Raw genomic sequence first — 19,196 nt, forward strand, 5'->3', positions numbered from 1 at the left:
CAGGTCACCGCTTCATGTGGTACGGCGAGTCGAGGAAGACGGTGAGCAGCCGCGGCAACTCCCACTTCATGACCCGGTGGTCCGGGGTGATGACCGTCCACGGCTGGCAGCCGGTGGCCTCGCAGGCCGCCTGGAGCATGGTGGAGGTCGAGCTGCGACCGAGCATGCGCCGCGACAGGTGGTCGACGAACTTGGCGAAGCGCAGCGACTTGCGGGGCAGCCACGCCCGCCGCCGTCGGTAGGCGATGTGCTCGTTGGGCCACCAGCCGCCGCACATCATGTAGTGCACGTCGAGGGAGCCGAGGAAGCGTGCGGTGGACGACCAGGCGTCGGCGGTGTCCGGACGACCGTCCGGGCTGCCCCACTCGTACGGCATGTTGCCGAGCGTGCGGGCCTGCCACACGATGCCGTCGGCGGCGGCGGAGTTGCCCCTCGGGCGCTGCAGCCGGGCGTTGAGGGCGCGGTAGGTGGCGACGAGGTCCTCGTCGGGGGTGCGCACCTTGCGCATCCGGGCGGAGCGGAAGGCGGGCGACCGGACCAACGCCCGCAGCACGGGCGCAATGCGGGTGTCGTTGGCGAGGTAGACCCGCGTCAGCATGTCCACGACCGACGCGGGCGGGTCGTCGGAGATGAACCGGACGGCCAACTTGTGGGCGATCCGACGGGCCGTGGCGGGGTGGTGGGCGAGGTGGCGCAGGTAGGCCCGGAGCGCGTCGCGGCCGTCCGGTGCGGCGTTGGGGTGGGTGAAGCCCACGATCGACACCCGTCCGGTCCAGTGGTGCGCCGTGTCGTAGGTGTAGCGCCAGGTGCGCCACTTGTCGACGCGGTAGCCGGTGAGCAGTCGCGCCGAGTCGCGGACGTCGCGCTCGGTGTAGTTGCCGCGGCCGACGGTGTGCAGCTCGAGCAGCTCGCGGCCGAGGTCCTCGTTGGGTGCGCTGCGTGAGGAGTTGGCGTTGCTGAGGTAGAGCGCCATCGCCGGGTGCAGCACCGCGGCCGGCAGCAGGGCGTCGAAGCGGCCCAGTGCCAGCGAGCGGAGCTTCTTGCCGTAGGACACCCGGTAGGGGCCGACCAGCCCCTGGGCGGGGATGTGGAAGTGGTGCTCCCAGAACTCCGCCATCAGCTCCTGGACCTGCCGGTGCGAGCGCGTACGCCGGGCCAGCACCCAGCGCTGGTAGTTGATGTCGACCTGCCAGAAGGACGACAGCGCGCCGCTGTCGACCATCCCGACGAGGCGGTCGCGGGAGGCGTTGGTCGTGGGCCACCAGTCGGCGGTCGTGCGGTACCAGCCGTCGCTGTAGGAGCCGGAGAGCTGACGGTCGAACCAGCGGTTGAAGCCACCCGCCTTGGCGACCTGGCGCTGCAGCTGCGGGGTCCAGCCGTAGCTGAAGCGGGTGAGCGCGTGACGGGTCGCGCTGCCGGGGATCTTCGTCGCCCGGTAGCGGCGGGGGCGGTAGCGCCGTCCGGCGGCTGCCTCGCCGGCGGTGGCGCCGACCACCGCGGTGCCGACCGAACCCACGGCGGCTGCGGCGAGGCCACGACGGGTGAGGCCGGGCGTGCCGACCTCGTCAGCGGGACTGCTGACAGCCGTGCCGTCCCCGTGGGTCATCGCGGTGCCTCCGTCGCCTCTGCTCGGGTGCCCGAGCGCGGCGATCACGACCCGGACGCAGCAGTGTGGCCCGGTGCGACGGGGCGGTGCCGCCCGAGTACGGCGCGTCCCCGCTGGTCATTTCGGTCCGGGTGGCGGTGTCCGATCGGGGAGGGACGTGGGTCAGGAGGGGGCGGGCAGGACGCACAGCTCGTTGCCCGAGCCGTCGGCGTACACCTGCCAGGGCAGGTCGCCCCAGTCGTGGTCGTAGCGGCGGCCGCCGTGGGCGAGGATCAGCTGCTCGGCCTCGTCGGGGTCGTCGCCGCGCTCGAGTCGGATGTCGAGGTGGAGCCGGTTCTTCTCGGGGCCCTTGGGGCCCTCCTCGGGGCAGAACTCCAGCAGGGGGCCGCGGCGGGAGGGGTGGCGCAGGCTGACCGGCGCGTAGCCGTCGACCGGCGTCCAGCCGGAGAGCGCCGCCCAGAGCTCGCCGTCGCGGTCGGGGTCGGCCGAATCCATCGGGAGGGCGGCGATCGGACCGGTGTCGACGTAGGCGTCGCGGGACTCCATCACGCAGAACGGGTTGTCCTCGGGGTCGGCGAGCACCACCCACGGCACGTCGCCCTGGCCGATGTCGAGGTGGCGGGCGCCGAGGGCGAGCAACGCATCGACCGTCTCCTGCTGCCGGTCGCCGCCGACCAGGTCCAGGTGCAGCCGGAGCGGCTCGGTGCGTCGCTGCGGCACCCTCGGGAAGCACAGGTCGAGGTAGAGGTCGCCGCCCAGCTCGAGTCGGCTCTCGACGATGTCGGGCTCGTCGGTGAGCCGCGAGCAGTCGAGCGCCGCCTCCCAGAAGCCGCCCAGCCGGTGCGGGTCGACGGCATCGAACCCGAGGTTCTCCAAGTACATGTCGTCACGCTAGTCCTGCCCGCCGACACCCGCACCGGAGTTCCGCTGCGGGGGTCTCGACACGGGACGCTCGTTCCTCGCGTCCCGGCTCGACCACCAAGCCGCTCGAGTCGCCTTGCTGGTCGAGCCGCCGGAGTCGCCTTGCTGGTCGAGCCGGTCGAGCGCCAGCGAGGCCGTGTCGAGACCCCCGGAACCTGAGCCGCCTTGCTGGTCGAGCCGGTCGAGCGTCAGCGAGGCCGTGTCGAGACCCCCGGAACCTGAGCCGCTTTGTTGGTCGAGCCGGTCGAGCGCCAGCGAGGCCGTGTCGAGACCACCGCGACCGCGGCACCCGCGGCACCCCACGGCGTACCGTCGATCCCATGACGCCAGCAGAGCTGCTCATCGATGCCGTCGGACGGGTGCGCCAGGGCGTCGACGCCGTCCTGGACGGCATCAGCGAGGACCAGCTGCACCACCGCGTCGGACCGGACGCCAACCCGATCGGCTGGCTGGTGTGGCACCTGACCCGGGTGCAGGACGACCACGTCGCCGACGTCGCGGGACGCGAGCAGGTGTGGACCGCGGAGCGGTACGCCGATCGCTTCGCCCTGCCCTACGACGTCGCCGACATTGGGTTCGGCCACTCCAGCGACGAGGTCGCCCTCCTGCGCGCCCCCGAGGGGCTGCTGCGCGAGTACCACCACGCGACCCACGACCGGACCGTCGCCTACCTGCGCTCCGTCGCCGGCGACGACCTCGATCGCGTCGTCGACGCGGCCTGGGACCCACCGGTCACCCTCGGGGTCCGGCTGGTCAGCGTCGTCAACGACACCACGCAGCACGTGGGCCAGGCGGCCTACCTGCGGGGCCTGCTGTCCGGCTGACCGACCAAACGACGGTTGTCATCGTATTCGAACAGATGTATGGTAGGGGACAGGTCCATTGGCCGGTGCCCCTGCTGGGGGAGGAGGCGGGACCAGTCTCGAAGGTTTCGTGATTGCATCGGGATCCGGTGCCTCCGGCGGGGCGCTGGACGAGTCCCGCTGTCCCGGAGCCTTCTCGATGACCCTCACGCTGTTGCCGACGCACCCGATCCGCGGCTGTGCCGCAGCGGTGCGCGCCCAGGTGGCCGAGGTCGCCGACGTGGAGCCGGCCTACATGGCCGCCGCGGACAAGGCCGCAGCGCTGGAGGACCTGGCCCGTGCCGAGGCGCAGGTGGCCGAGCTGCGGTTGCGGGTGCTGGCGGTCAGCGACGACGTGGCCGCCGAGCACGGCGCTCGCGACGCGGGGGCGTGGCTGGCCCACCGGACGCAGGCCGAACCGCGGGCGATGCGGGCCGACCTCGCGCTCGCCCGCGACCTGGACCGATCCCACACGCTCGTGGCCGAGAGCATGCGCTCCGGTGCGGTGTCAGTGGCGCACGCCCGCGTCATCACCGACGCCGTCGACGCGCTGCCCGGCCACCTCGGTCCCGACGTGGTCACGTCCGCCGAGCAGACGCTGGTGGGGTACGCCGACCAGTTCCGTCCCAGCCAACTGCGGCGCCTGGGACGTCGGATCCTCGACGTCGTCGCGCCTGAGGTGGCCGACGCCGAGGACGCCACGGTCCTCACCGAGCAGGAAAGGCGGGCGCGGGAGCGGGCATCCCTGCGGCTGCGCCGCACCGGTGACGGCACCACGCGGATCACCGGGCTGCTGCCCGACCAGGTCGCCGACCGCCTCACCACCTACCTCGAGGCGTTCACCTCGCCACGGCGCGAGAGTGCGCAGGCAAGGCTGGACCAGCAGGGCTGCGACCGGGTGCCGCAGCACCGGGCCCACGCCCACGCGTTCGCTGCGCTCCTGGAGCACCTCGACCCGGCCCAGTTGCCCCACCACGGCGGGGACGCCACGACGGTCATGGTCACCCTCACGCTCGACCAGCTCCGCACCGACCTCGCCACGGCCGGCCTCGTCGACGCCGACCTCGACTCCGGTCCCGGCCTGACCGCCGACACCGCACGCCGGTTGGCCTGCACCGCCAGGATCATCCCGGTCGTCCTCGGCGGCGACTCCGCGCCACTCGACCTCGGCCGCGCCCGTCGCCTCTTCACTCCCGCCCAGCGCAGGGCGCTCCGACTGCGGGACCGCCGCTGCCGCGCCGAGGGCTGCACCGTCCCCGCCACCTGGTGCGAGGCCCACCACCGACGCCCCTGGGCAGACGGGGGATCCACCGACCTCGCCGACGGCGTACTCCTGTGCTCCCACCATCACCATCGGGCCCACGACCCGACCTACCGCACCGACACGCTCCCCGACGGCGACCTCCGATTCCACCGGCGCCAGTAGCGGACCCGTGGACTCCCGACCCTTGGTCCGGTGGGATACGCATGGGGTGTGCTCCACCGACGAACCCTGCTCAGCGGCAGCGCCGCACTGCTGCTGGCCGGCTGCTCTCGCTCGACCACCGGCCCGACCGGGTCGAGCACGCCGCCGACGAACGGCGCCGGCGCGACGGAGACGATCGCCTACGGCGAGGACCCCGCGCAGTTCCTCGAGCTGACCCGGCCGCAGGGCACGTCCCGGGGCGTGGTCGTGGTGATCCACGGCGGATTCTGGCTCGCCCAGTTCGACCTCTCCCTCGGACGACCACTGGCCGCCTCGCTCGTCGATGACGGTTGGACGGCTGCGAACCTGGAGTACCGGCGCGTCGGCAACGGCGGCGGCTGGCCGGCCACCTTCGACGACGTCTCCGCCGGCATCGACGCCCTCGCCGACGTCGAGGACCTCGACACCTCCCGCGTCATCACGCTCGGCCACTCCGCCGGTGGCCACCTCGGCGTGTGGGCGGCTGCTCGCCAGCGGTCGGAGCGCTGGACCGACGCCACCGTCCCCGTGACGGGAGCCGTCTCCCAGGCGGGCGTCCTCGACCTCCGCTCCGCCGTCGACCAGTCGCTGGGCGGCGGTGCCGTCCAGGGCCTGATGGGCGACGACCTCGAGGCACAGTTCGCCACCGTCGACCCCCTCAGCCAGGTCCCGCTCGACGTCCCCGTGCGCTGCATCCACGGCAGCAGCGACGGCAACGTGCCGCTCTCCCAGTCCACGGCGTACGTCGACGCCGCGACCGACGCCGGCGCCGACGCCACGCTCACCGAGGTCGACGGCGACCACTTCACCCTCATCGACCCGGGCAGCGGCGCCTGGCGGCAGACGCGCGAACTCCTCGACGAGCTCGTCTGAGGGCCGGCGACCCCCTCTCGGCCGGTCGCCGATGCATGGATCCGCCGCGAGTGGGTACGAGGGCCTCGTAGGAACCCGAATCCACGAGGAGGATCCCGTGCTGGAAGCATCGACGATCGAGGGCACCAACGTCGTGAGCCTCACCGTCGACGGCGCCATCAGCGCCGACGAGCAGAAGGCGGCCCAGGACGTCATCGACCGCGCCGTCGCCGACCACGGGTCGGCACGTCTGCTGCTGGACTACGCCGGCGTCGACGTGGGCCGTGTCGAGCCCAAGGCGGTCTGGGAGGACCTGAAGGCGACGCGCGTGCTCAGTGACGTCGAGCGCGTCGGCGTGGTCGCCGACAGCGGCCTGCTGGACAAGCTGCTGGGCAGCATCAGTGACGCCACGAAGCTCGAGGTGCGCTCCTTCGACACCCGCGACGACGCGGTCGCCTGGCTGACCTCGTGAGGTCGTCCGGCCCTGCACCCGTCCCTTGAACAATTCAAGAAAAGGGTGCAGGGTCGGAACCAGGACGCAACCAGCCCCGACGAGGAGGCGCCACACCATGGCCAGCGAGCAGAATCCCACCACCACCGATGCGGGCATCCCGGTCAGCAGCGACGAGCACTCGCTGACCGTGGGCCCCGACGGCCCGATCGTCCTCAACGACCACTACCTGATCGAGCAGATGGCCGCCTTCAACCGGGAGCGCATCCCGGAGCGGCAGCCGCACGCCAAGGGCGGCGGTGCCTTCGGCACCTTCGAGGTCACCGATGACGTCAGCGCCTACACCAAGGCCGCGGTGTTCCAGCCCGGCACGCAGACCGACATGCTGGCCCGGTTCTCCACGGTGGCCGGCGAGCGGGGCAGCCCGGACACGTGGCGTGACCCCCGCGGGTTCTCGCTGAAGTTCTACACCTCCGAGGGGAACTTCGACCTGGTCGGCAACAACACGCCCGTCTTCTTCCTCCGCGACCCGATGAAGTTCCAGCACTTCATCCGGTCCCAGAAGCGTCGCGCGGACACGAACCTGCGCGACCACGACATGCAGTGGGACTTCTGGACCCTCTCGCCGGAGTCGGCCCACCAGGTCACGTGGCTGATGGGCGACCGCGGCATCCCCAAGACCTGGCGCCACATGAACGGCTACTCCAGCCACACCTACATGTGGGTCAACGCGCAGGGCGAGCGGTTCTGGGTCAAGTACCACTTCAAGACCGACCAGGGCATCGACTTCCTCACCCAGGACGACGCCGACCACCTGGCCGGTGCCGACGGCGACGCACACCAGCGCGACCTGTACGACGCGATCGAGCAGGGCAACCACCCCAGCTGGACGCTCTACGTGCAGGTGATGCCCTACGAGGAGGCGAAGACCTACCGGATCAACCCGTTCGACCTCACCAAGGTGTGGCCGCACGGGGACTACCCGCTGATCAAGGTCGGCACGATGACGCTCAACCGCAACGTCACCGACTACCACACCGAGATGGAGCAGGCGGCGTTCCAGCCCAACAACATGGTGCCCGGCACCGGGCTGAGCCCCGACAAGATGCTGCTGGCGCGCGGCTTCTCCTACGCCGACGCCCACCGCGCCCGGCTCGGGGTCAACTACCAGCAGATCCCGGTCAACCGTCCCAAGGCGCCCGTCCACAGCTACTCCAAGGACGGCGCCATGCGGGTGGAGAACGTCACCGACCCGGTCTACGCCCCCAACTCCTACGGCGGCCCGCACGCCGACCCGGAGCACTACCCCGAGACGGCCGTCTGGGCCGCCGACGGGGAGATGGTCCGGCAGGCCTACACGCTGCGCGAGGACGACGGCGACTTCGGCCAGGCCGGCACCCTCGTGCGGGAGGTCATGGACGACGCCCAGCGCGAGCGGCTGGTCGACAACGTGGTCGGGCACCTCTCCGACGGCGTCTCCGAGCCGATCCTCGAGCGCGCCCTGGAGTACTGGCGCAACATCGACCCGGACATCGGCGACCGGATCGCCTCCGGGATGGGCCGCTGACAGCACGGCTGACCCCCTCAGCCGACCGCCCGGTGCCGCTGGTCGAGCCGGCCGAGCGCAGCGAGGCCGTGTCGAGACCGATCCCGCGGGTCTCGACACGGTCCGCTCCTCCGTCGCGGCCCGGCTCGACCAGCAAGGCCGGGAGGTGTGCCCGGATCAGTGATCAGGCGTCGTCCCCGGTCGACTGGTCCTCGGTGGCGCCGTGCCCGTCGAAGTACGACGCCACCTGGTCGGCCTCCTCGGCCACCGTGGCCTCGTCGACCAGGTCGCCCGCCTGCTCGGTGAGCAGCGTCGTCCAGTCATCGAGGATCCCCTGCGCCGTGCCGTCGTCGTACAGCTCGGCCTGGAGCCGCTCGACGGCCTCGTCGTAGAGGGCGGCGAACTCCTCGTTGTCCTGGAAGCGTTCGACCAGGACGTTCGAGCCGCCGGGCCCGCCGCGCATCCCGCCGCCGGGCATCTCGCCGTCGGTCGGTGGCTCGAAGCCCTCGGGCATGTCGGGCATCTCGCCGTCGGTCGGTGGCTCGAAGCCCTCGGGCATGTCGGGCATCTCGCCGTCGGTCGGTGGCTCGAAGCCCTCGGGCATGTCGGGCATCTCGCCGTCGGTCGGTGGCTCGAAGCCCTCGGGCATGTCGGGCATCTCGCCGTCGGTCGGTGGCTCGAAGCCCTCGGGCATGTCGGGCATCTCGCCGTCGGTCGGTGGCTCGAAGCCCTCGGGCATGTCGGGCATCTCGCCGTCGGTCGGCGGTTCGAAGCCCTCCGGCACCTCCGGACGCTCCCCGTCCTCGGTGCCGCCGGGACCGCCGGGACCGCGCTCGCCACCCATGCCGCCGAAGCCGCCGAAGGCGAGGTTGTGGTCCCACGCCACGACGGTCATCAGGCCCGTGTCGGCGTCCCAGCGCAGGAAGGAGTTGTTGCCGGGCCCGTCGATGTCGTCGAAGTTCCCGACCAGGTCCTCGAAGGCCAGGTAGGTCGCGAAGGCCTCCACGTCGAGCCGGTCGGCCAGCCCGTCGGCGAACTCCTCGTCCGAGGACTCCTCCAGCCACTGCAGGAACTGGGTCAACGGCGCGTAGTCCTCGGTGCCGCCCTCGATGTCGAAGACGTCCTCGTACGCCGTCGCCTCGTCGCCGCGGTATGACCAGTCGCCCCCGGCCTCGGACTTGTACAGCGTGCCCTCGCCGTCGAAGGTCGCCTCGGTCCACCGGTCGTCGAGGTCCTGCATCACCAGCCGCAGCCGCGCGTCGCTGCCGTTGACGGTGAAGCTCGTCGCGACGGACTCCTGCGTGGTCAGCCCCGCCTCCTCCAGCAGGTCCAGCGCGACCGCCTCGTTGAGGGCGGTCTCGCTGTTGTTGGAGCGCACGACGAAGCGCTCCCAACCGTCCAGGCTCTGCCCGTCGACGTACTTGTCCAGGTCGATGAGCCACGGCAGGTCGGCCGGATCGGCGTCCGCGTCGACGCCGCGCAGCGAGCTGTTGCCCTTGAGGCGGATGCCGACGTTGCTGAAGGTCTGCCCGTCGATGGTGACGTCGGCGCTGACCCATTCCTTCTCGCCGGAGTCGGCGTACGTCGCCACCATCGCGGCGAACTCGTCCTCGTCCACGGTGAGCGCGACCTCGTGCACCGAGCTGGCGTCCCAGACCGACGTCGTCGAGGTGCTGGCGCCGGTCAGCGCGGACTCCACGCTGGCGCATCCCGTCGGACCGGCCAGGGCGAGCGCCGCCACGGTCAGCGAGGCGACCCAGCGGCGTACGCGGCGGGAGGGGGAGGGCTGGGCGGTCATGGTCATCGCTCCTGGTGGTGGTCGTGGCGGGCGGCGGGACGGAGGTGGCGCTGCAGCACGCGGTGCCAGCGGTGGGAGGGCAGGTCGGGCCAGACCAGCGCCAGGCCGGTCGCGAACTTCGAGATCCGGTCGGGGCGGTGCCCGCGGGCCCACAGGGCACGGTCGACACCGGTCCCGGCGGCCGGGGTCTTGGTCTCGACGATCGCGACGCCGGGCACGCGGGTGCGGTGCGGGCTCCACGGCAACTGCCAGCTGAGGTCGGTGTCGACCGTGACGCGGGCACCGGAGCCGGGCAGCCACAGGGTGGTGCGGGCATAGGACGTCCGCAGCGTCGGCACCAACGCGGCGACGTCGACGTGCCCCAGTGCGGCCGAGGCCAGCGCGTCGCGGACGAAGTCGGTGTCCTCGCGCGGCAGGACGTCCCGCTCGACGCCGGGCCGTCCGCCGCCGCGCGGCACGCGGGTCTTGACGGTGCTGCCGCGCATCCCGCGGGTCTTCACCTCGGTGAAGGCCGTGCCGACGTCGCGGTACTCCCGGCTGCGGACCTTGAACCGGCGTCGCCGACGGCGGGCCGAGCGCCAGTAGGCGTCCAGGTCCGGGGTGTCCAGGTAGGTCGAGGCGTAGCGGTGGTGGTGCCGGCCGTCGATCTCCAGCACCCGCGGCGCCGCGTCAAGGGCACCGATCGCGGCCACCAGCTCGGGCAGCGCGGCCTGCGGCACGACGTACTTGCGGTCGGTGCGGGTCATCAGGGCGGCGTGCTCGGCGAGGTCGTCCAGCGAGGCCGGTGTGAAACCGTCCAGGCCGGTGTCGACGTGAGCGAGGAGCGCGCTCATGCCAGCACCTCGGCCCCGGTGCGCTCGGCGGAGCCGTGGTCGCCACGACGCGGCTCGTCGGTGCGGGTCCAGCGGACGTCGACCAGGGTGGTGTCGTTGACCAGGTCGACGCGCTGCACGACCGTGCGTCGCACCTCGCCGGGGACGACCTCGGCGAGCGCGGCCGCCAGGGAGGCCCGGTCGGCGTACGCGCCGTCGAGCAGCACCATCTGCTGCTCGTCGCGCGGGAAGGTCCGCGGGCTGTCGGCGATCGCGAGCACCGCGACGATGACCGCCATCAGGATCGCGGTGAGGGTCACGGTGAGCGAGCCGAGGCCGCCCAACAGGCCGAGTGCGAGGGCGGCGAAGTAGTAGGCCACCTCGTGCTGGCCGAGCTCGAGGGAGCGGAGCCGGATGATCGACAGCACGCCGAACAGGCCGAGCCCCAGGCCCAGCGTGGTGTCGCTGGCGACCAGCGCCGTGGTCACCGCCAGCACGCCGGCGTTGACGCCGAGGAAGGCGACCAGCAGCTCGCGGCGGCGGTGGCGCGGGTAGTAGAGCGCGAAGCACAGGATGCTGATCGCGACGAGGTCGGCGGCGAAGGTGGAGAGCAGTTCCACGAGGTGTCCTTCCGGTGGGCACGAGATGAGGTTGGGGTGAACGGTGGACGACGTTCTCGTCCGGACCCCCAGCACGACCTGTCAGGAACCTGTGCGTTCTGCGGCGCCCGCGGTCACACCCGCGGTCGCGTCGTCGTCATGCAGGGGAAGCCGAGGACGAGATGGAAGGGTGGGCCCGTGGACAGCACCGCAGCCTTCGAGGCCGAGCGGCCCCGACTGACGGGGATCGCGACGAAGGTCCTGGGCGACGCAGCCGGGGCCGAGGACGTCGTGCAGCAGGCATGGCTGCGACTGGAACGCGCCGAACGCGGCGGTGCCGAGATCGACAGCCTGCCCGCCTGGCTCACGACCGTGACCACGCGCCTGTGCCTGGACCGGCTGCGCGCGCGTACGCCGGTGCCCGAGGAGGACGTCGACCCCTCCGGGACCGCTCCGGACCCCGCCGAGGAGGTCGAGCTCGCCGACACCGTCGGCGTCGCCCTGCAGGTGGTGCTCGAACGGCTCTCGCCCAAGGAGCGCGTCGCGTTCGTGCTGCACGACAGCTTCGGGTTCGAGTTCACCACGATCTCCTCGGTCCTCGACACCACGCCGGCCGCGGCCCGCAAGCTCGCCTCGCGTGCCCGCAGCAAGGTCGCCCAGCCCGCGGCCGAGGACGACCTTGCCGACTGGGAGGTCGTCGACGCCTTCATGGCCGCGGCGCGGGAGGGCGAGTTCGCCCGGCTGCTGGCCCTCCTCGCCCCCGACGCGACCGTCGGCGCCGACGAGGCCGCGATCCTGTCCGGCACCCCGGAGCGCATCGAGGGCCGCGAGGCGATCGCGGAGTTCTTCAACGGCAGCGCCCACGCCGCGCTCCCCGTGTACGCCGGCACCCGCCCGGGATCGGCCTGGTTCCACCGCGGCGAGGCGAAGGTGCTCTTCGACTTCACCGTCGCCGACGGCCTGGTCCGCGCCATCACCTTCCGCGCCGAGCCGGACGTGCTCGCCTCGGTGACGCGCCGCGGCGGCGGAGAGCGACGCGAGTGAGATGACGGCACCGCATGCCGACCGCGCCGGGCCGCGGGTCGTCGTACGCCGCCGGGAGCGGAGCGACCTCGACGCCCTGGCCGCGGCGCTGGTCGACCAGCAGCCGCACAGTCGCTACCCCTTCCGCGACCCGTTGCCGATCCCGGTGGCCGACTTCCTGCGGGCCGAGGACGCGGTGGCGGCCTGGACCGCCGAGCTCGACGGGCGCCCGGTCGGCCACGGATGCTGGGTCGGGCCACCGTCGGGCTTCCCCGCGGCGGCAGGGATGAACCGCGCCTGCGCGGCGGCGCACGACTGCGCGGTCGACCGGCTGGCGTGGGTCAGCGCCCTCTTCGTCGGACGCGAGGCCCGCGGGCTCGGGGTCGGTCGCCGCCTCCTGGAGGCGGTGGTCGACGACCTGCGCGCCGCCGGCCGCCGCGGCTGCCTCGAGGTGCTCCCGGTGGTGCCCACGGCGCTGCGCCTCTACGAGGCGACCGGGTGGCAGGAGGTGCAGCGGCACCGTCCCGAGTGGCTGGCCCGGGCACCCGGCGGCGCGGACGCGCCCGCGGTGCGGGTGATGGTGCTGCCGGAGGCGACCCCGGATGTCACACCGGGGCGGCGGCGTACGTCAGGGCAGTGACAGCACCGAGCAGCACCGACGACACGGCCCTGGAGGGACGATGAAGACCATGACCTGCCGCCAGCTCGGCGGCCCCTGCGACCTCGCGCACCGCGGCGAGACCGCCGACGACGTCATCAAGGCGCAGGACCAGCACCTCAAGGACGCCGAGAAGGCCGGCGATGCCAGCCACCAGCCCGCGCGGGAGGACATGAAGGGGCGCTGGCGGCGTCCGAAGAAGTCGCTGGACTGGTACCTCGGGACCAAGCGCGCCTTCGCCGAGCTGCCGGAGGACTGAGGCCGCACCGGCGGCCGAGCGGCGCGGGCGTGGCCGAGCCACCGCCCGCGCCGCTCAGTCGTTCAGTCGGCGTCCGCGGTCGAGGTGATCCGGCGGGGCCACCAGAACCGGTCGCCCAGGCGCCACGCCAGCGCCGGCACGAGCACGGTGCGCACGACCAGCGTGTCCAGCAGCACCCCGACGAAGATCACGATGCCCAGCTGCGCCAGCACCACCAACGGGAGCACGCCGAGTGCGGCGAACACCGCCGCCAGCAGGATGCCCGCGCTGGTGATCACCCCGCCGGTGGCGGTGAGGCCGCGCAGCATGCCCTCACGCAGGCCGTGGCGTCGCGCCTCCTCCGCCGCCCTGCTGACGAGGAAGATGTTGTAGTCCACGCCCAGGGCGACCAGGAACAAGAACGCGAACAGCGGGACGGTCACGTCCATCGCCGCGAACCCGAACACCTGCGTGTAGATCCACCACGACGCGCCCAGCGCGGCGAAGTAGGTGCCCACGACCGTCGCCACCAGCAGCAACGGCGCGACCGCCGAGCGCAGCAGCACGGCCAGCCCGACCAGCACCAGCACCAGGATCAGCGGGATGATCAGCCGCTGGTCGCGGGCGGCCCCGTCGTCGGAGTCGATCGCCTGCGCCTCGGTGCCGCCGACCAGCGTCCGGTCGTGGGCGGTCATCGCCTCCCGCAGGTCCCGCACCGTGCGCTCCGCGCCGTCGCTGCCCGACCGGTCCGCCAGCACGACGTCCACGCGCGCGAGCCCGTCGGCCTGCGTCCCGACCTGTGCCGAGGCCACCCCGTCGACGGCGGCCGCGTCGCGGCGTACCTCCTCCGCGTCGTCGCGGGTCAGCACCACGGTGGGGTCGGTCGTGCCGGCGGGGAAGGACTCCACGATCCGGTCGGCGGCCACGATCGACTCGGGTGTGTCGAGGAACTGCTCGGACTCCGACAGCCCCACGCGCACCTGGGTGAGCCCTGCCGCCAGCGTGCCGAGCAGGAGTACGGCGGTCACGGCGAAGCGACCCGGGCGTGCGGAGACGGCGGTGCCGAGGCGGCGCCACAGCGACGTGCGGGAGTCGACGAGCGCGGTCTGGCCCACCCGCGGCACGATCGGCCAGAACACCCAGCGCCCGAAGAGCACCAGGACCCGCGGCAGGACGACCAGTGCCGTGAACGCCGCGATCGCCACGCCCACCGCGCAGGCCAGCCCGAGGCCGCGCGTCGTCGGCACCACCGAGAGCAGCAGCGTCAGGAGGCCGAGCACCACGGTGGTGGAGCTGGCGAGCACCGCTTCGGTGGTGCTGCGCACCGCGACCGCCATCGCGGCGAAGCGGTCCTCGCGCAGGCGCAGCTCGTCGCGGTAGCGACTGATCAGCAACAGCGCGTAGTCGGTGCCGGCACCGAAGACCAGCACGCTGAGGATGCCCACGGTGGACTCGTTCCACGCGATGTCGAAGACCGCCAGCACGTGGGTGGCCGCGACGGCCGCGACCTGGTCGGCCGCGCCCACCACGAGCAGCGGCACGACCCACAGCAACGGGCTGCGGTAGGTGACCACCAGCAGCACAGCGACGATCGCGGCCGTGGTGAGCAGCAGCGTGAAGTCGGCTCCCTCGAAGACGCCGGCGAGGTCGGCCTGGATCGCCGCGGGCCCGGTGACCAGGGCGGTCACTCCCTCGGGCGCGGCCGCGTCGACGCGCTCCCGCAGGTCCTCGACGTACGCCGCCACGTCGGTCGCGCTGCGCGCGTCGACCGGGACGACGCCCAGGGCGGCCGTGCCGTCCTCACTGACCCGCAGCGGGGCACCGTTGCCCGGGCCGAGGGACTGCTGGGCCCGCTCGAGCTCGGCGAGCTGCGCTCGATCCAGCTCGCCGTCGTCGGACACGAACAGCGTCACGGCCACGGCGCTGTCGCTGCTGGGGACCTCCTCGAGCAGTGCGGCGACCCGGGTCGCGTCGTACCCCTCCGGCAGGTCGTCGGTGACCGCCGTCTGGTGCGTGGCCTGCCCCACGAGGCCGAGCAGGAGCCCCGTCGCGAGGAGAGCGAGCACGGCGACGGTGCCGGCCGCGGCCGGGCGGATCCGACGTGGCGCAGCCACCGACGTGCTGGGTGAGCTCGGCGCACCGGTCATGGGGGTCCCTCCGTGGGTAGGATAGTACGACAACTACCGTAGAAGATTACTAAGCCAGTTAGGTAAATTGCCAATGTCCGAGGCGAGATCCGGGCCACACGATGCCGACGCCCTGGCCTCGTCGACCCTCGTGCTGCTGCGTCGGCTGCTCGACGCCGGCGCCAGGTCCGGGCCGACCGTGGCCCGTCGTGCCGGGCTCTCGCCGCACGAGCTGACGGCCCTCGAGCTGCTGGTCGCCGACCAGCACGGCCCCAGCGACCTCGCCCGTCACCTCGGGGTCACCTCGGCAGCAGCCTCGGGCATCGTCGACCGGCTGGTGGCGCGGGGCCACGTCGAGCGGGTCCCCGACGAGCACGACCGGCGCCGCCGGCGCCTGGACCTCACCGACTCGGGACGCCGTGAGGTGGTCGCCCACCTCACCCCGATGTTCGAGGCGCTCGTCGACCTCGACCGGGGCCTCTCCGAGGGCGACCGAGCGGTCGTCGAGGAGTTCCTGCGCGGCGCCATCGACGCCGTCGAGCGGATCCTGTGAGCCGCCGACCTACGCTGGACCGGTGAACCTCGTGCGCAACCTCGCCCGGATCGTGCTCGGCACCCTCATGGTCGGAGCGGGGGTGACCCACCTGACCGTGGCGCGGGAGGAGTTCCAGGCGCAGGTCCCCGAGTGGTTCCCCGTCGACGACGACGTCACCGTGTTGGCGTCCGGGGTGGTCGAGATCGGGCTGGGCGCGGCCTTCGTGGCGCTCAAGGGCCACCGCCGGACGGTCGGCGCCCTGCTCGCGGCGTTCTTCGTCGCGATCTTCCCCGGCAACGTCGCGCAGTACGTCGAGGGCACCGACGCCTTCGGTCTCACCACCGACCGCGCCCGCCTGGTCCGCCTGTTCTTCCAACCGGTCCTCGTCCTGTGGGCCCTGTGGGCCGGCGGCGTACTCCGCCGTCGCGACCCCGACCCCCCCGAGGGTTGAGCGCTCACTTCCTCCCGTTGAGTCGGCACTTGTTGCGGGTCGAGTCAGCACTTCTTCGCAGTCGAGGTGCGGACCACTGCCTACTCGACCGCAGAAAGTGCTGACTCAACCGCAGGAAGTCACGACTCAACGGGTCAGGCGGAGTGGGTGCGTACCCAGAGGGCGTGCTCGGAGTCGGCCAGCTGGCGCAGCGACTCCGCCGAGGGCATCTCGGCGACGTCGGTGACGACGTACCCGAGCTCACCGCTGGTGGAGAGGTACTGGCCGGTGACGTTGTCGCCCTGCTCGGCCAGCATCTGGTTCATCCCCGCCAGGACGCCGGGCACGTTGCGGTGCAGTACGGCGACCCGGTGGCCCGACTGCAGGCCCGGCGGCTGCACGCGGGGGAAGTTCACCGACAGCTCGGTGCTGCCCTCCTCGTGGAAGTTCGCCAGCTTGCGGGAGACGAAGTGGCCGATCTCCTCCTGCGCCTCCTGGGTGGACCCCCCCACGTGCGGGGTGAGGATGACGTTGTCCAGCCCGCGCAGCGCCGAGGTGAACTCGTCGCCCTGCGCCTTGGGCTCGACCGGGAAGACGTCGAGCGCCGCACCCGCGATGTGGCCGGACTCGATGTGGGCACGCAGCGCCTCGTCGTCGACGACCATGCCGCGGGAGGCGTTGACGAACAGCGCCCGGGGCTTCATCGCGGCGAACTGCTCGTCGCCGAACATGCCGGCGTTGCCCGGCTGCCCGTCCACGTGCAGGCTCACCACGTCCGCCTCGGCCAGCAGTGCCTCCAGTGTCGGCATCCGGCGGGCGTTGCCGTGGGCGAGCCGGTCGGCGGTGTCGTAGTAGATGACGCGCAGGCCGATCGCCTCGGCGAGGTTGGACAGCTGGGTGCCGATGTTGCCGTAGCCGACGATGCCCAGGGTGCGGCCCCGCACCTCGTGGCTGCCGCGCGCTGACTTGTCCCACACCCCGGCGTGCATCCGCTCGGTCTTCTCCGGGAGCCGCCGCGCGAGCGCGATGATCTCGGCGATCACCAGCTCCACGACGCTGCGGGTGTTGGAGAACGGCGCGTTGAAGACCGGGATCCCTCGCCCGGCCGCCGCGGCGAGGTCGACCTGGTTGGTGCCGATGCAGAAGCAGCCGACCGCGACCAGGTCGTCCGCGGCCTCGATCGCGCGCGGGGTGAGGGTGGTGTTGGACCGGATCCCGAGCATGCCGACGCCGGGGAGGCGCTCGACCAGCTCCTCCTCGCTCAGCGACCGGGAGAGCAGCTCGACGTCGTACCCGTGGCGCTCGAAGTTGTCCACGGCGAGGGGATGGATGTTCTCGGTCAGCAGCACCTTCACGCGGCTGAGCCTACGCGGGGCGTTCCGTGGCCCGTGCGGCACACTCGACCACGTGCGACCCGAGATCCCCGGCCTGCCCGGCCACCCCGCGACCGACCGTTCCGACCTGCTCGCGCCGCCGGTCGCGGACGCGCTCGAGGCGTGGGACCGTCGCGCGGAGCTGACCGTCGTCGAGATCGACCCGGACCTCGCGGACACCGCCACCCTCGTCGAGGCGCACGACCTGGCGATGTCGGACTCGGTCAACTGCGTGCTCGTCGCCGGCAAGCGCGCGGGCGAGGAGCGCATCGCCGCCTGCCTGGTCCCCGCCGACACCCGCGCCGACGTCAACCGCACCGTCAAGCAGCTGCTCGACGTGCGCAAGTGCTCCTTCCTGCCCCAGGAGCGCGCGGTCGCCGAGGCCGGCATGGAGTACGGCGGCATCACCCCGCTCGGGCTCCCCACCGCGTGGCGGGTGCTGGTCGACGGTCGGGTGTCCTCGATCGAGGCCGCGATCATCGGCTCCGGCGTACGCCGCTCCAAGCTCGTGCTGCCCGGCGCCACCCTGGCGGCGCTCCCCGGTGCGGAGGTCGTGGACGGCCTCGGGCAGGCGTGACCCAGCCGGTCCCGCCGGCGACCTGACCCCGCCCGGGGATCCCGGGCGTCATCGGGCGACCGGTGACCGTGCGCGCTGTTAGCGTGCCCGCCATGGCCACTCTCGGGGACACCACGACCACACCCGCGCGCTCGATCTGGCGGAGTCGCTGGGCCGCGATGGGGCCGGGCCTGCTGGCGGCCTCGGCCGCGATCGGCGCCTCCCACCTCATCTCCTCCACCCAGGCGGGCGCGCTCTTCGGGTGGCAGCTGGTGTGGCTGATCGTGCTGGCCAACGTGTTGAAGTACCCGTTCTTCCGGTTCGGCCCGCAGTACGCCGCCGAGACCGGCCGCAGCCTCGTCGAGGGCTACGCGCGGCGCGGGACCGGCTACTTGTGGGTGTTCTTCGTGCTCGCGGCGGTGTCCTCGGTGATCTCCACCGCCGGCGTGGCGCTGCTGTGCACGGTGATCCTCGCCTACCTGCTCCCGGCCTCCTGGGGCCTGGGCGTGCCGGTGATCGCGGCGGTCCTGATGGCCGTGACCTTCCTGCTGCTGGTGGGCGGCCACTACCAGGCGCTGGACGGCGTCACGAAGGTCATCATGGCCGTCCTCGCGGTCTCCACCGTGGTCGCCGTGGTGATGGCGGCCGGGCAGGGCGCCGTACGTCAGGCCGGGTTCGAGGACCCCTCGCCGTGGACCGTGGCGACGCTGCCGTTCCTCGTGGCGGTGATCGGCTGGATGCCGGCCCCGATCGAGATCAGCGCGCTGAACTCGCTGTGGGTCAAGGCCAAGGGGCAGGGGCGCCGGCTCGCGGTCCGCGACGTCCTGTTCGACTTCAACACCGGCTACGTCGTGTCCACCCTGCTGGCGGTCTTCTTCATCGGCCTCGGCGTCTTCGTGCAGTACGGCAGCGGCGAGGAGCTGGAACTGGCCGGCGGTGCCTACATCCCACAGCTGATGAGCATGTACGGCGCCGCGATCGGCGAGTGGGCCGTGCCGCTGATGGCACTGATCGCCTTCGCCTGCATGTTCGGCACGGTGATCTCGGTGGTCGACGGCTACGCCCGCGCCTGCGCGGAGTCGGTGCGCCTGCTGCGGGGCCGGCCGGAGATGAGCAGCCGGTCCAAGGACCTGTGGATCACCGGCATCTCGATCATCGGGTTGGCCATCGTGGTCTGGATGAGCGCGTCGCTGGCCGACATGCTGCGGTTCGCGATGATCAGCGCCTTCCTCACCGCGCCGGTCTTCGCCTGGCTCAACTTCTCCCTCATCCGCAGCGAGCGCGAGCTGTCGGGCAGCATGCGGATGCTGTCGTATGCCGGCCTGGTCTTCCTCGTCGGCTTCGGACTGCTCTTCGTGGCCTCCCAGACCGGCTTGGTGGGCTGAG

At 72.3% G+C, this 19,196-nt stretch carries 19 protein-coding genes; 12 read left to right on the forward strand and 7 right to left on the reverse strand.

The window, feature by feature from the left end; all coding sequences use genetic code 11:
* Nucleotides 1-4: 4 nt before the first annotated feature.
* On the reverse strand, nt 5-1,606 hold the full coding sequence (locus KUV85_RS13520; protein WP_219960415.1) for a DUF1800 domain-containing protein: 1,602 nt from the start codon (nt 1,604-1,606) through the stop codon (nt 5-7).
* A gap of 162 nt (nt 1,607-1,768) precedes the next feature.
* A complete protein-coding gene (locus KUV85_RS13525) occupies nt 1,769-2,488 on the reverse strand; it encodes a VOC family protein (RefSeq protein WP_219960416.1) in 720 nt (239 codons plus the stop codon).
* A gap of 359 nt (nt 2,489-2,847) precedes the next feature.
* On the opposite strand from KUV85_RS13525, the gene KUV85_RS13530 reads away from it, so the two are divergent.
* The 5 genes from KUV85_RS13530 (at nt 2,848) to KUV85_RS13550 (ending at nt 7,683) form a co-directional block, all read left to right on the forward strand.
* Nucleotides 2,848-3,351, forward strand: coding sequence for a mycothiol transferase (locus KUV85_RS13530; protein WP_219960417.1), 504 nt, complete (start codon nt 2,848-2,850; stop codon nt 3,349-3,351).
* Nucleotides 3,352-3,529: 178 nt separating this feature from the next.
* Nucleotides 3,530-4,795, forward strand: a complete 1,266-nt coding sequence (locus tag KUV85_RS13535) for an HNH endonuclease signature motif containing protein (protein WP_219960418.1) — start codon at nt 3,530-3,532, stop codon at nt 4,793-4,795.
* A gap of 48 nt (nt 4,796-4,843) precedes the next feature.
* Nucleotides 4,844-5,686: an alpha/beta hydrolase family protein gene (locus KUV85_RS13540; protein ID WP_219960419.1), complete on the forward strand. Its 843-nt coding sequence runs from the start codon at nt 4,844-4,846 to the stop codon at nt 5,684-5,686.
* A gap of 97 nt (nt 5,687-5,783) precedes the next feature.
* Nucleotides 5,784-6,137: an STAS/SEC14 domain-containing protein gene (locus KUV85_RS13545; protein WP_219960420.1), complete on the forward strand. Its 354-nt coding sequence runs from the start codon at nt 5,784-5,786 to the stop codon at nt 6,135-6,137.
* Between the two features lie 97 nt (nt 6,138-6,234).
* A complete protein-coding gene (locus tag KUV85_RS13550) occupies nt 6,235-7,683 on the forward strand; it encodes a catalase (protein WP_219960421.1) in 1,449 nt (482 codons plus the stop codon).
* 163 nt (nt 7,684-7,846) lie between these two features.
* On the opposite strand, the gene KUV85_RS13555 is transcribed toward KUV85_RS13550, so the two are convergent.
* Genes KUV85_RS13555 through KUV85_RS13565 form a run of 3 tightly spaced genes read right to left on the reverse strand, consistent with a single transcriptional unit; the run spans nt 7,847 to nt 10,892 of the window.
* Nucleotides 7,847-9,460, reverse strand: coding sequence for a CotH kinase family protein (locus KUV85_RS13555; RefSeq protein WP_219960422.1), 1,614 nt, complete (start codon nt 9,458-9,460; stop codon nt 7,847-7,849).
* 2 nt (nt 9,461-9,462) lie between these two features.
* Nucleotides 9,463-10,293, reverse strand: a complete 831-nt coding sequence (locus KUV85_RS13560; RefSeq protein ID WP_219960423.1) for a VTC domain-containing protein — start codon at nt 10,291-10,293, stop codon at nt 9,463-9,465.
* The gene (locus KUV85_RS13565) at nt 10,290-10,892 is read right to left on the reverse strand and encodes a DUF4956 domain-containing protein (RefSeq protein ID WP_219960424.1); all 603 of its coding nucleotides are present in this window, start codon (nt 10,890-10,892) and stop codon (nt 10,290-10,292) included. Before KUV85_RS13565 ends, KUV85_RS13560 begins: the two co-directional genes overlap by 4 nt.
* A gap of 177 nt (nt 10,893-11,069) precedes the next feature.
* Here KUV85_RS13565 and KUV85_RS13570 point away from each other — a divergent pair, with 177 nt between their 5' ends.
* The 3 genes from KUV85_RS13570 to KUV85_RS13580 are packed head-to-tail and all read left to right on the forward strand — an operon-like array spanning nt 11,070 to nt 12,811.
* Nucleotides 11,070-11,915 (forward strand): sigma-70 family RNA polymerase sigma factor, encoded by an 846-nt coding sequence (locus tag KUV85_RS13570; RefSeq protein ID WP_219960425.1) that lies wholly within the window; start codon nt 11,070-11,072, stop codon nt 11,913-11,915.
* 1 nt (nt 11,916) lies between these two features.
* On the forward strand, nt 11,917-12,534 hold the full coding sequence (locus tag KUV85_RS13575) for a GNAT family N-acetyltransferase (RefSeq protein WP_219960426.1): 618 nt from the start codon (nt 11,917-11,919) through the stop codon (nt 12,532-12,534).
* A 40-nt stretch (nt 12,535-12,574) separates the two neighbouring features.
* Entirely contained in the window at nt 12,575-12,811 is a 237-nt protein-coding gene (locus tag KUV85_RS13580) for a hypothetical protein (RefSeq protein WP_219960427.1), read from the forward strand.
* A gap of 62 nt (nt 12,812-12,873) precedes the next feature.
* On the opposite strand, the gene KUV85_RS13585 is transcribed toward KUV85_RS13580, so the two are convergent.
* Nucleotides 12,874-14,937 (reverse strand): MMPL family transporter, encoded by a 2,064-nt coding sequence (locus KUV85_RS13585; RefSeq protein WP_219960428.1) that lies wholly within the window; start codon nt 14,935-14,937, stop codon nt 12,874-12,876.
* 73 nt (nt 14,938-15,010) lie between these two features.
* Here KUV85_RS13585 and KUV85_RS13590 point away from each other — a divergent pair, with 73 nt between their 5' ends.
* Both KUV85_RS13590 and KUV85_RS13595 read left to right on the forward strand, forming a co-directional pair.
* On the forward strand, nt 15,011-15,469 hold the full coding sequence (locus tag KUV85_RS13590) for a MarR family winged helix-turn-helix transcriptional regulator (protein WP_219960429.1): 459 nt from the start codon (nt 15,011-15,013) through the stop codon (nt 15,467-15,469).
* Between the two features lie 67 nt (nt 15,470-15,536).
* Nucleotides 15,537-15,902 carry a DoxX family protein gene (locus tag KUV85_RS13595; RefSeq protein ID WP_237690297.1) on the forward strand — a complete coding sequence of 122 codons (366 nt, stop codon included), beginning with the start codon at nt 15,537-15,539 and terminating at the stop codon, nt 15,900-15,902.
* A 134-nt stretch (nt 15,903-16,036) separates the two neighbouring features.
* Here the strand turns inward: KUV85_RS13595 and serA are convergent, their stop codons facing one another.
* Nucleotides 16,037-17,236: a phosphoglycerate dehydrogenase gene (gene serA, locus KUV85_RS13600; RefSeq protein WP_237690140.1), complete on the reverse strand. Its 1,200-nt coding sequence runs from the start codon at nt 17,234-17,236 to the stop codon at nt 16,037-16,039.
* Nucleotides 17,237-17,288: 52 nt separating this feature from the next.
* Between serA and KUV85_RS17585 the strand changes: the two genes are divergently transcribed.
* Together KUV85_RS17585 and KUV85_RS13605 are read left to right on the forward strand one after the other, a co-directional pair.
* Entirely contained in the window at nt 17,289-17,831 is a 543-nt protein-coding gene (locus tag KUV85_RS17585; protein ID WP_237690141.1) for a YbaK/EbsC family protein, read from the forward strand.
* Nucleotides 17,832-17,923: 92 nt separating this feature from the next.
* Entirely contained in the window at nt 17,924-19,195 is a 1,272-nt protein-coding gene (locus KUV85_RS13605) for an Nramp family divalent metal transporter (protein ID WP_219960432.1), read from the forward strand.
* Nucleotide 19,196: the final 1 nt, after the last annotated feature.

The sequence above is a fragment of the Nocardioides panacisoli genome (genome assembly GCF_019448235.1).
Taxonomy (GTDB): Bacteria; Actinomycetota; Actinomycetes; order Propionibacteriales; family Nocardioidaceae; genus Nocardioides; species Nocardioides panacisoli_A.

What these genes read in the sequence shown, in the direction of transcription:
- KUV85_RS13585 (WP_219960428.1), bottom strand. Translation starts at nt 14,937, where the DNA reads ATGACCGGTGCGCCGAGCTCACCCAGCACGTCGGTGGCTGCGCCACGT.
- KUV85_RS13590 (WP_219960429.1), top strand. Translation starts at nt 15,011, where the DNA reads ATGTCCGAGGCGAGATCCGGGCCACACGATGCCGACGCCCTGGCCTCG.
- KUV85_RS13575 (WP_219960426.1), top strand. Translation starts at nt 11,917, where the DNA reads ATGACGGCACCGCATGCCGACCGCGCCGGGCCGCGGGTCGTCGTACGC.
- KUV85_RS13595 (WP_237690297.1), top strand. Translation starts at nt 15,537, where the DNA reads ATGGTCGGAGCGGGGGTGACCCACCTGACCGTGGCGCGGGAGGAGTTC.
- KUV85_RS13580 (WP_219960427.1), top strand. Translation starts at nt 12,575, where the DNA reads ATGAAGACCATGACCTGCCGCCAGCTCGGCGGCCCCTGCGACCTCGCG.
- KUV85_RS13605 (WP_219960432.1), top strand. Translation starts at nt 17,924, where the DNA reads ATGGCCACTCTCGGGGACACCACGACCACACCCGCGCGCTCGATCTGG.
- KUV85_RS13525 (WP_219960416.1), bottom strand. Translation starts at nt 2,488, where the DNA reads ATGTACTTGGAGAACCTCGGGTTCGATGCCGTCGACCCGCACCGGCTG.
- KUV85_RS13555 (WP_219960422.1), bottom strand. Translation starts at nt 9,460, where the DNA reads ATGACCGCCCAGCCCTCCCCCTCCCGCCGCGTACGCCGCTGGGTCGCC.
- KUV85_RS13535 (WP_219960418.1), top strand. Translation starts at nt 3,530, where the DNA reads ATGACCCTCACGCTGTTGCCGACGCACCCGATCCGCGGCTGTGCCGCA.
- KUV85_RS13520 (WP_219960415.1), bottom strand. Translation starts at nt 1,606, where the DNA reads ATGACCCACGGGGACGGCACGGCTGTCAGCAGTCCCGCTGACGAGGTC.
- KUV85_RS13560 (WP_219960423.1), bottom strand. Translation starts at nt 10,293, where the DNA reads ATGAGCGCGCTCCTCGCTCACGTCGACACCGGCCTGGACGGTTTCACA.
- KUV85_RS13550 (WP_219960421.1), top strand. Translation starts at nt 6,235, where the DNA reads ATGGCCAGCGAGCAGAATCCCACCACCACCGATGCGGGCATCCCGGTC.
- KUV85_RS13530 (WP_219960417.1), top strand. Translation starts at nt 2,848, where the DNA reads ATGACGCCAGCAGAGCTGCTCATCGATGCCGTCGGACGGGTGCGCCAG.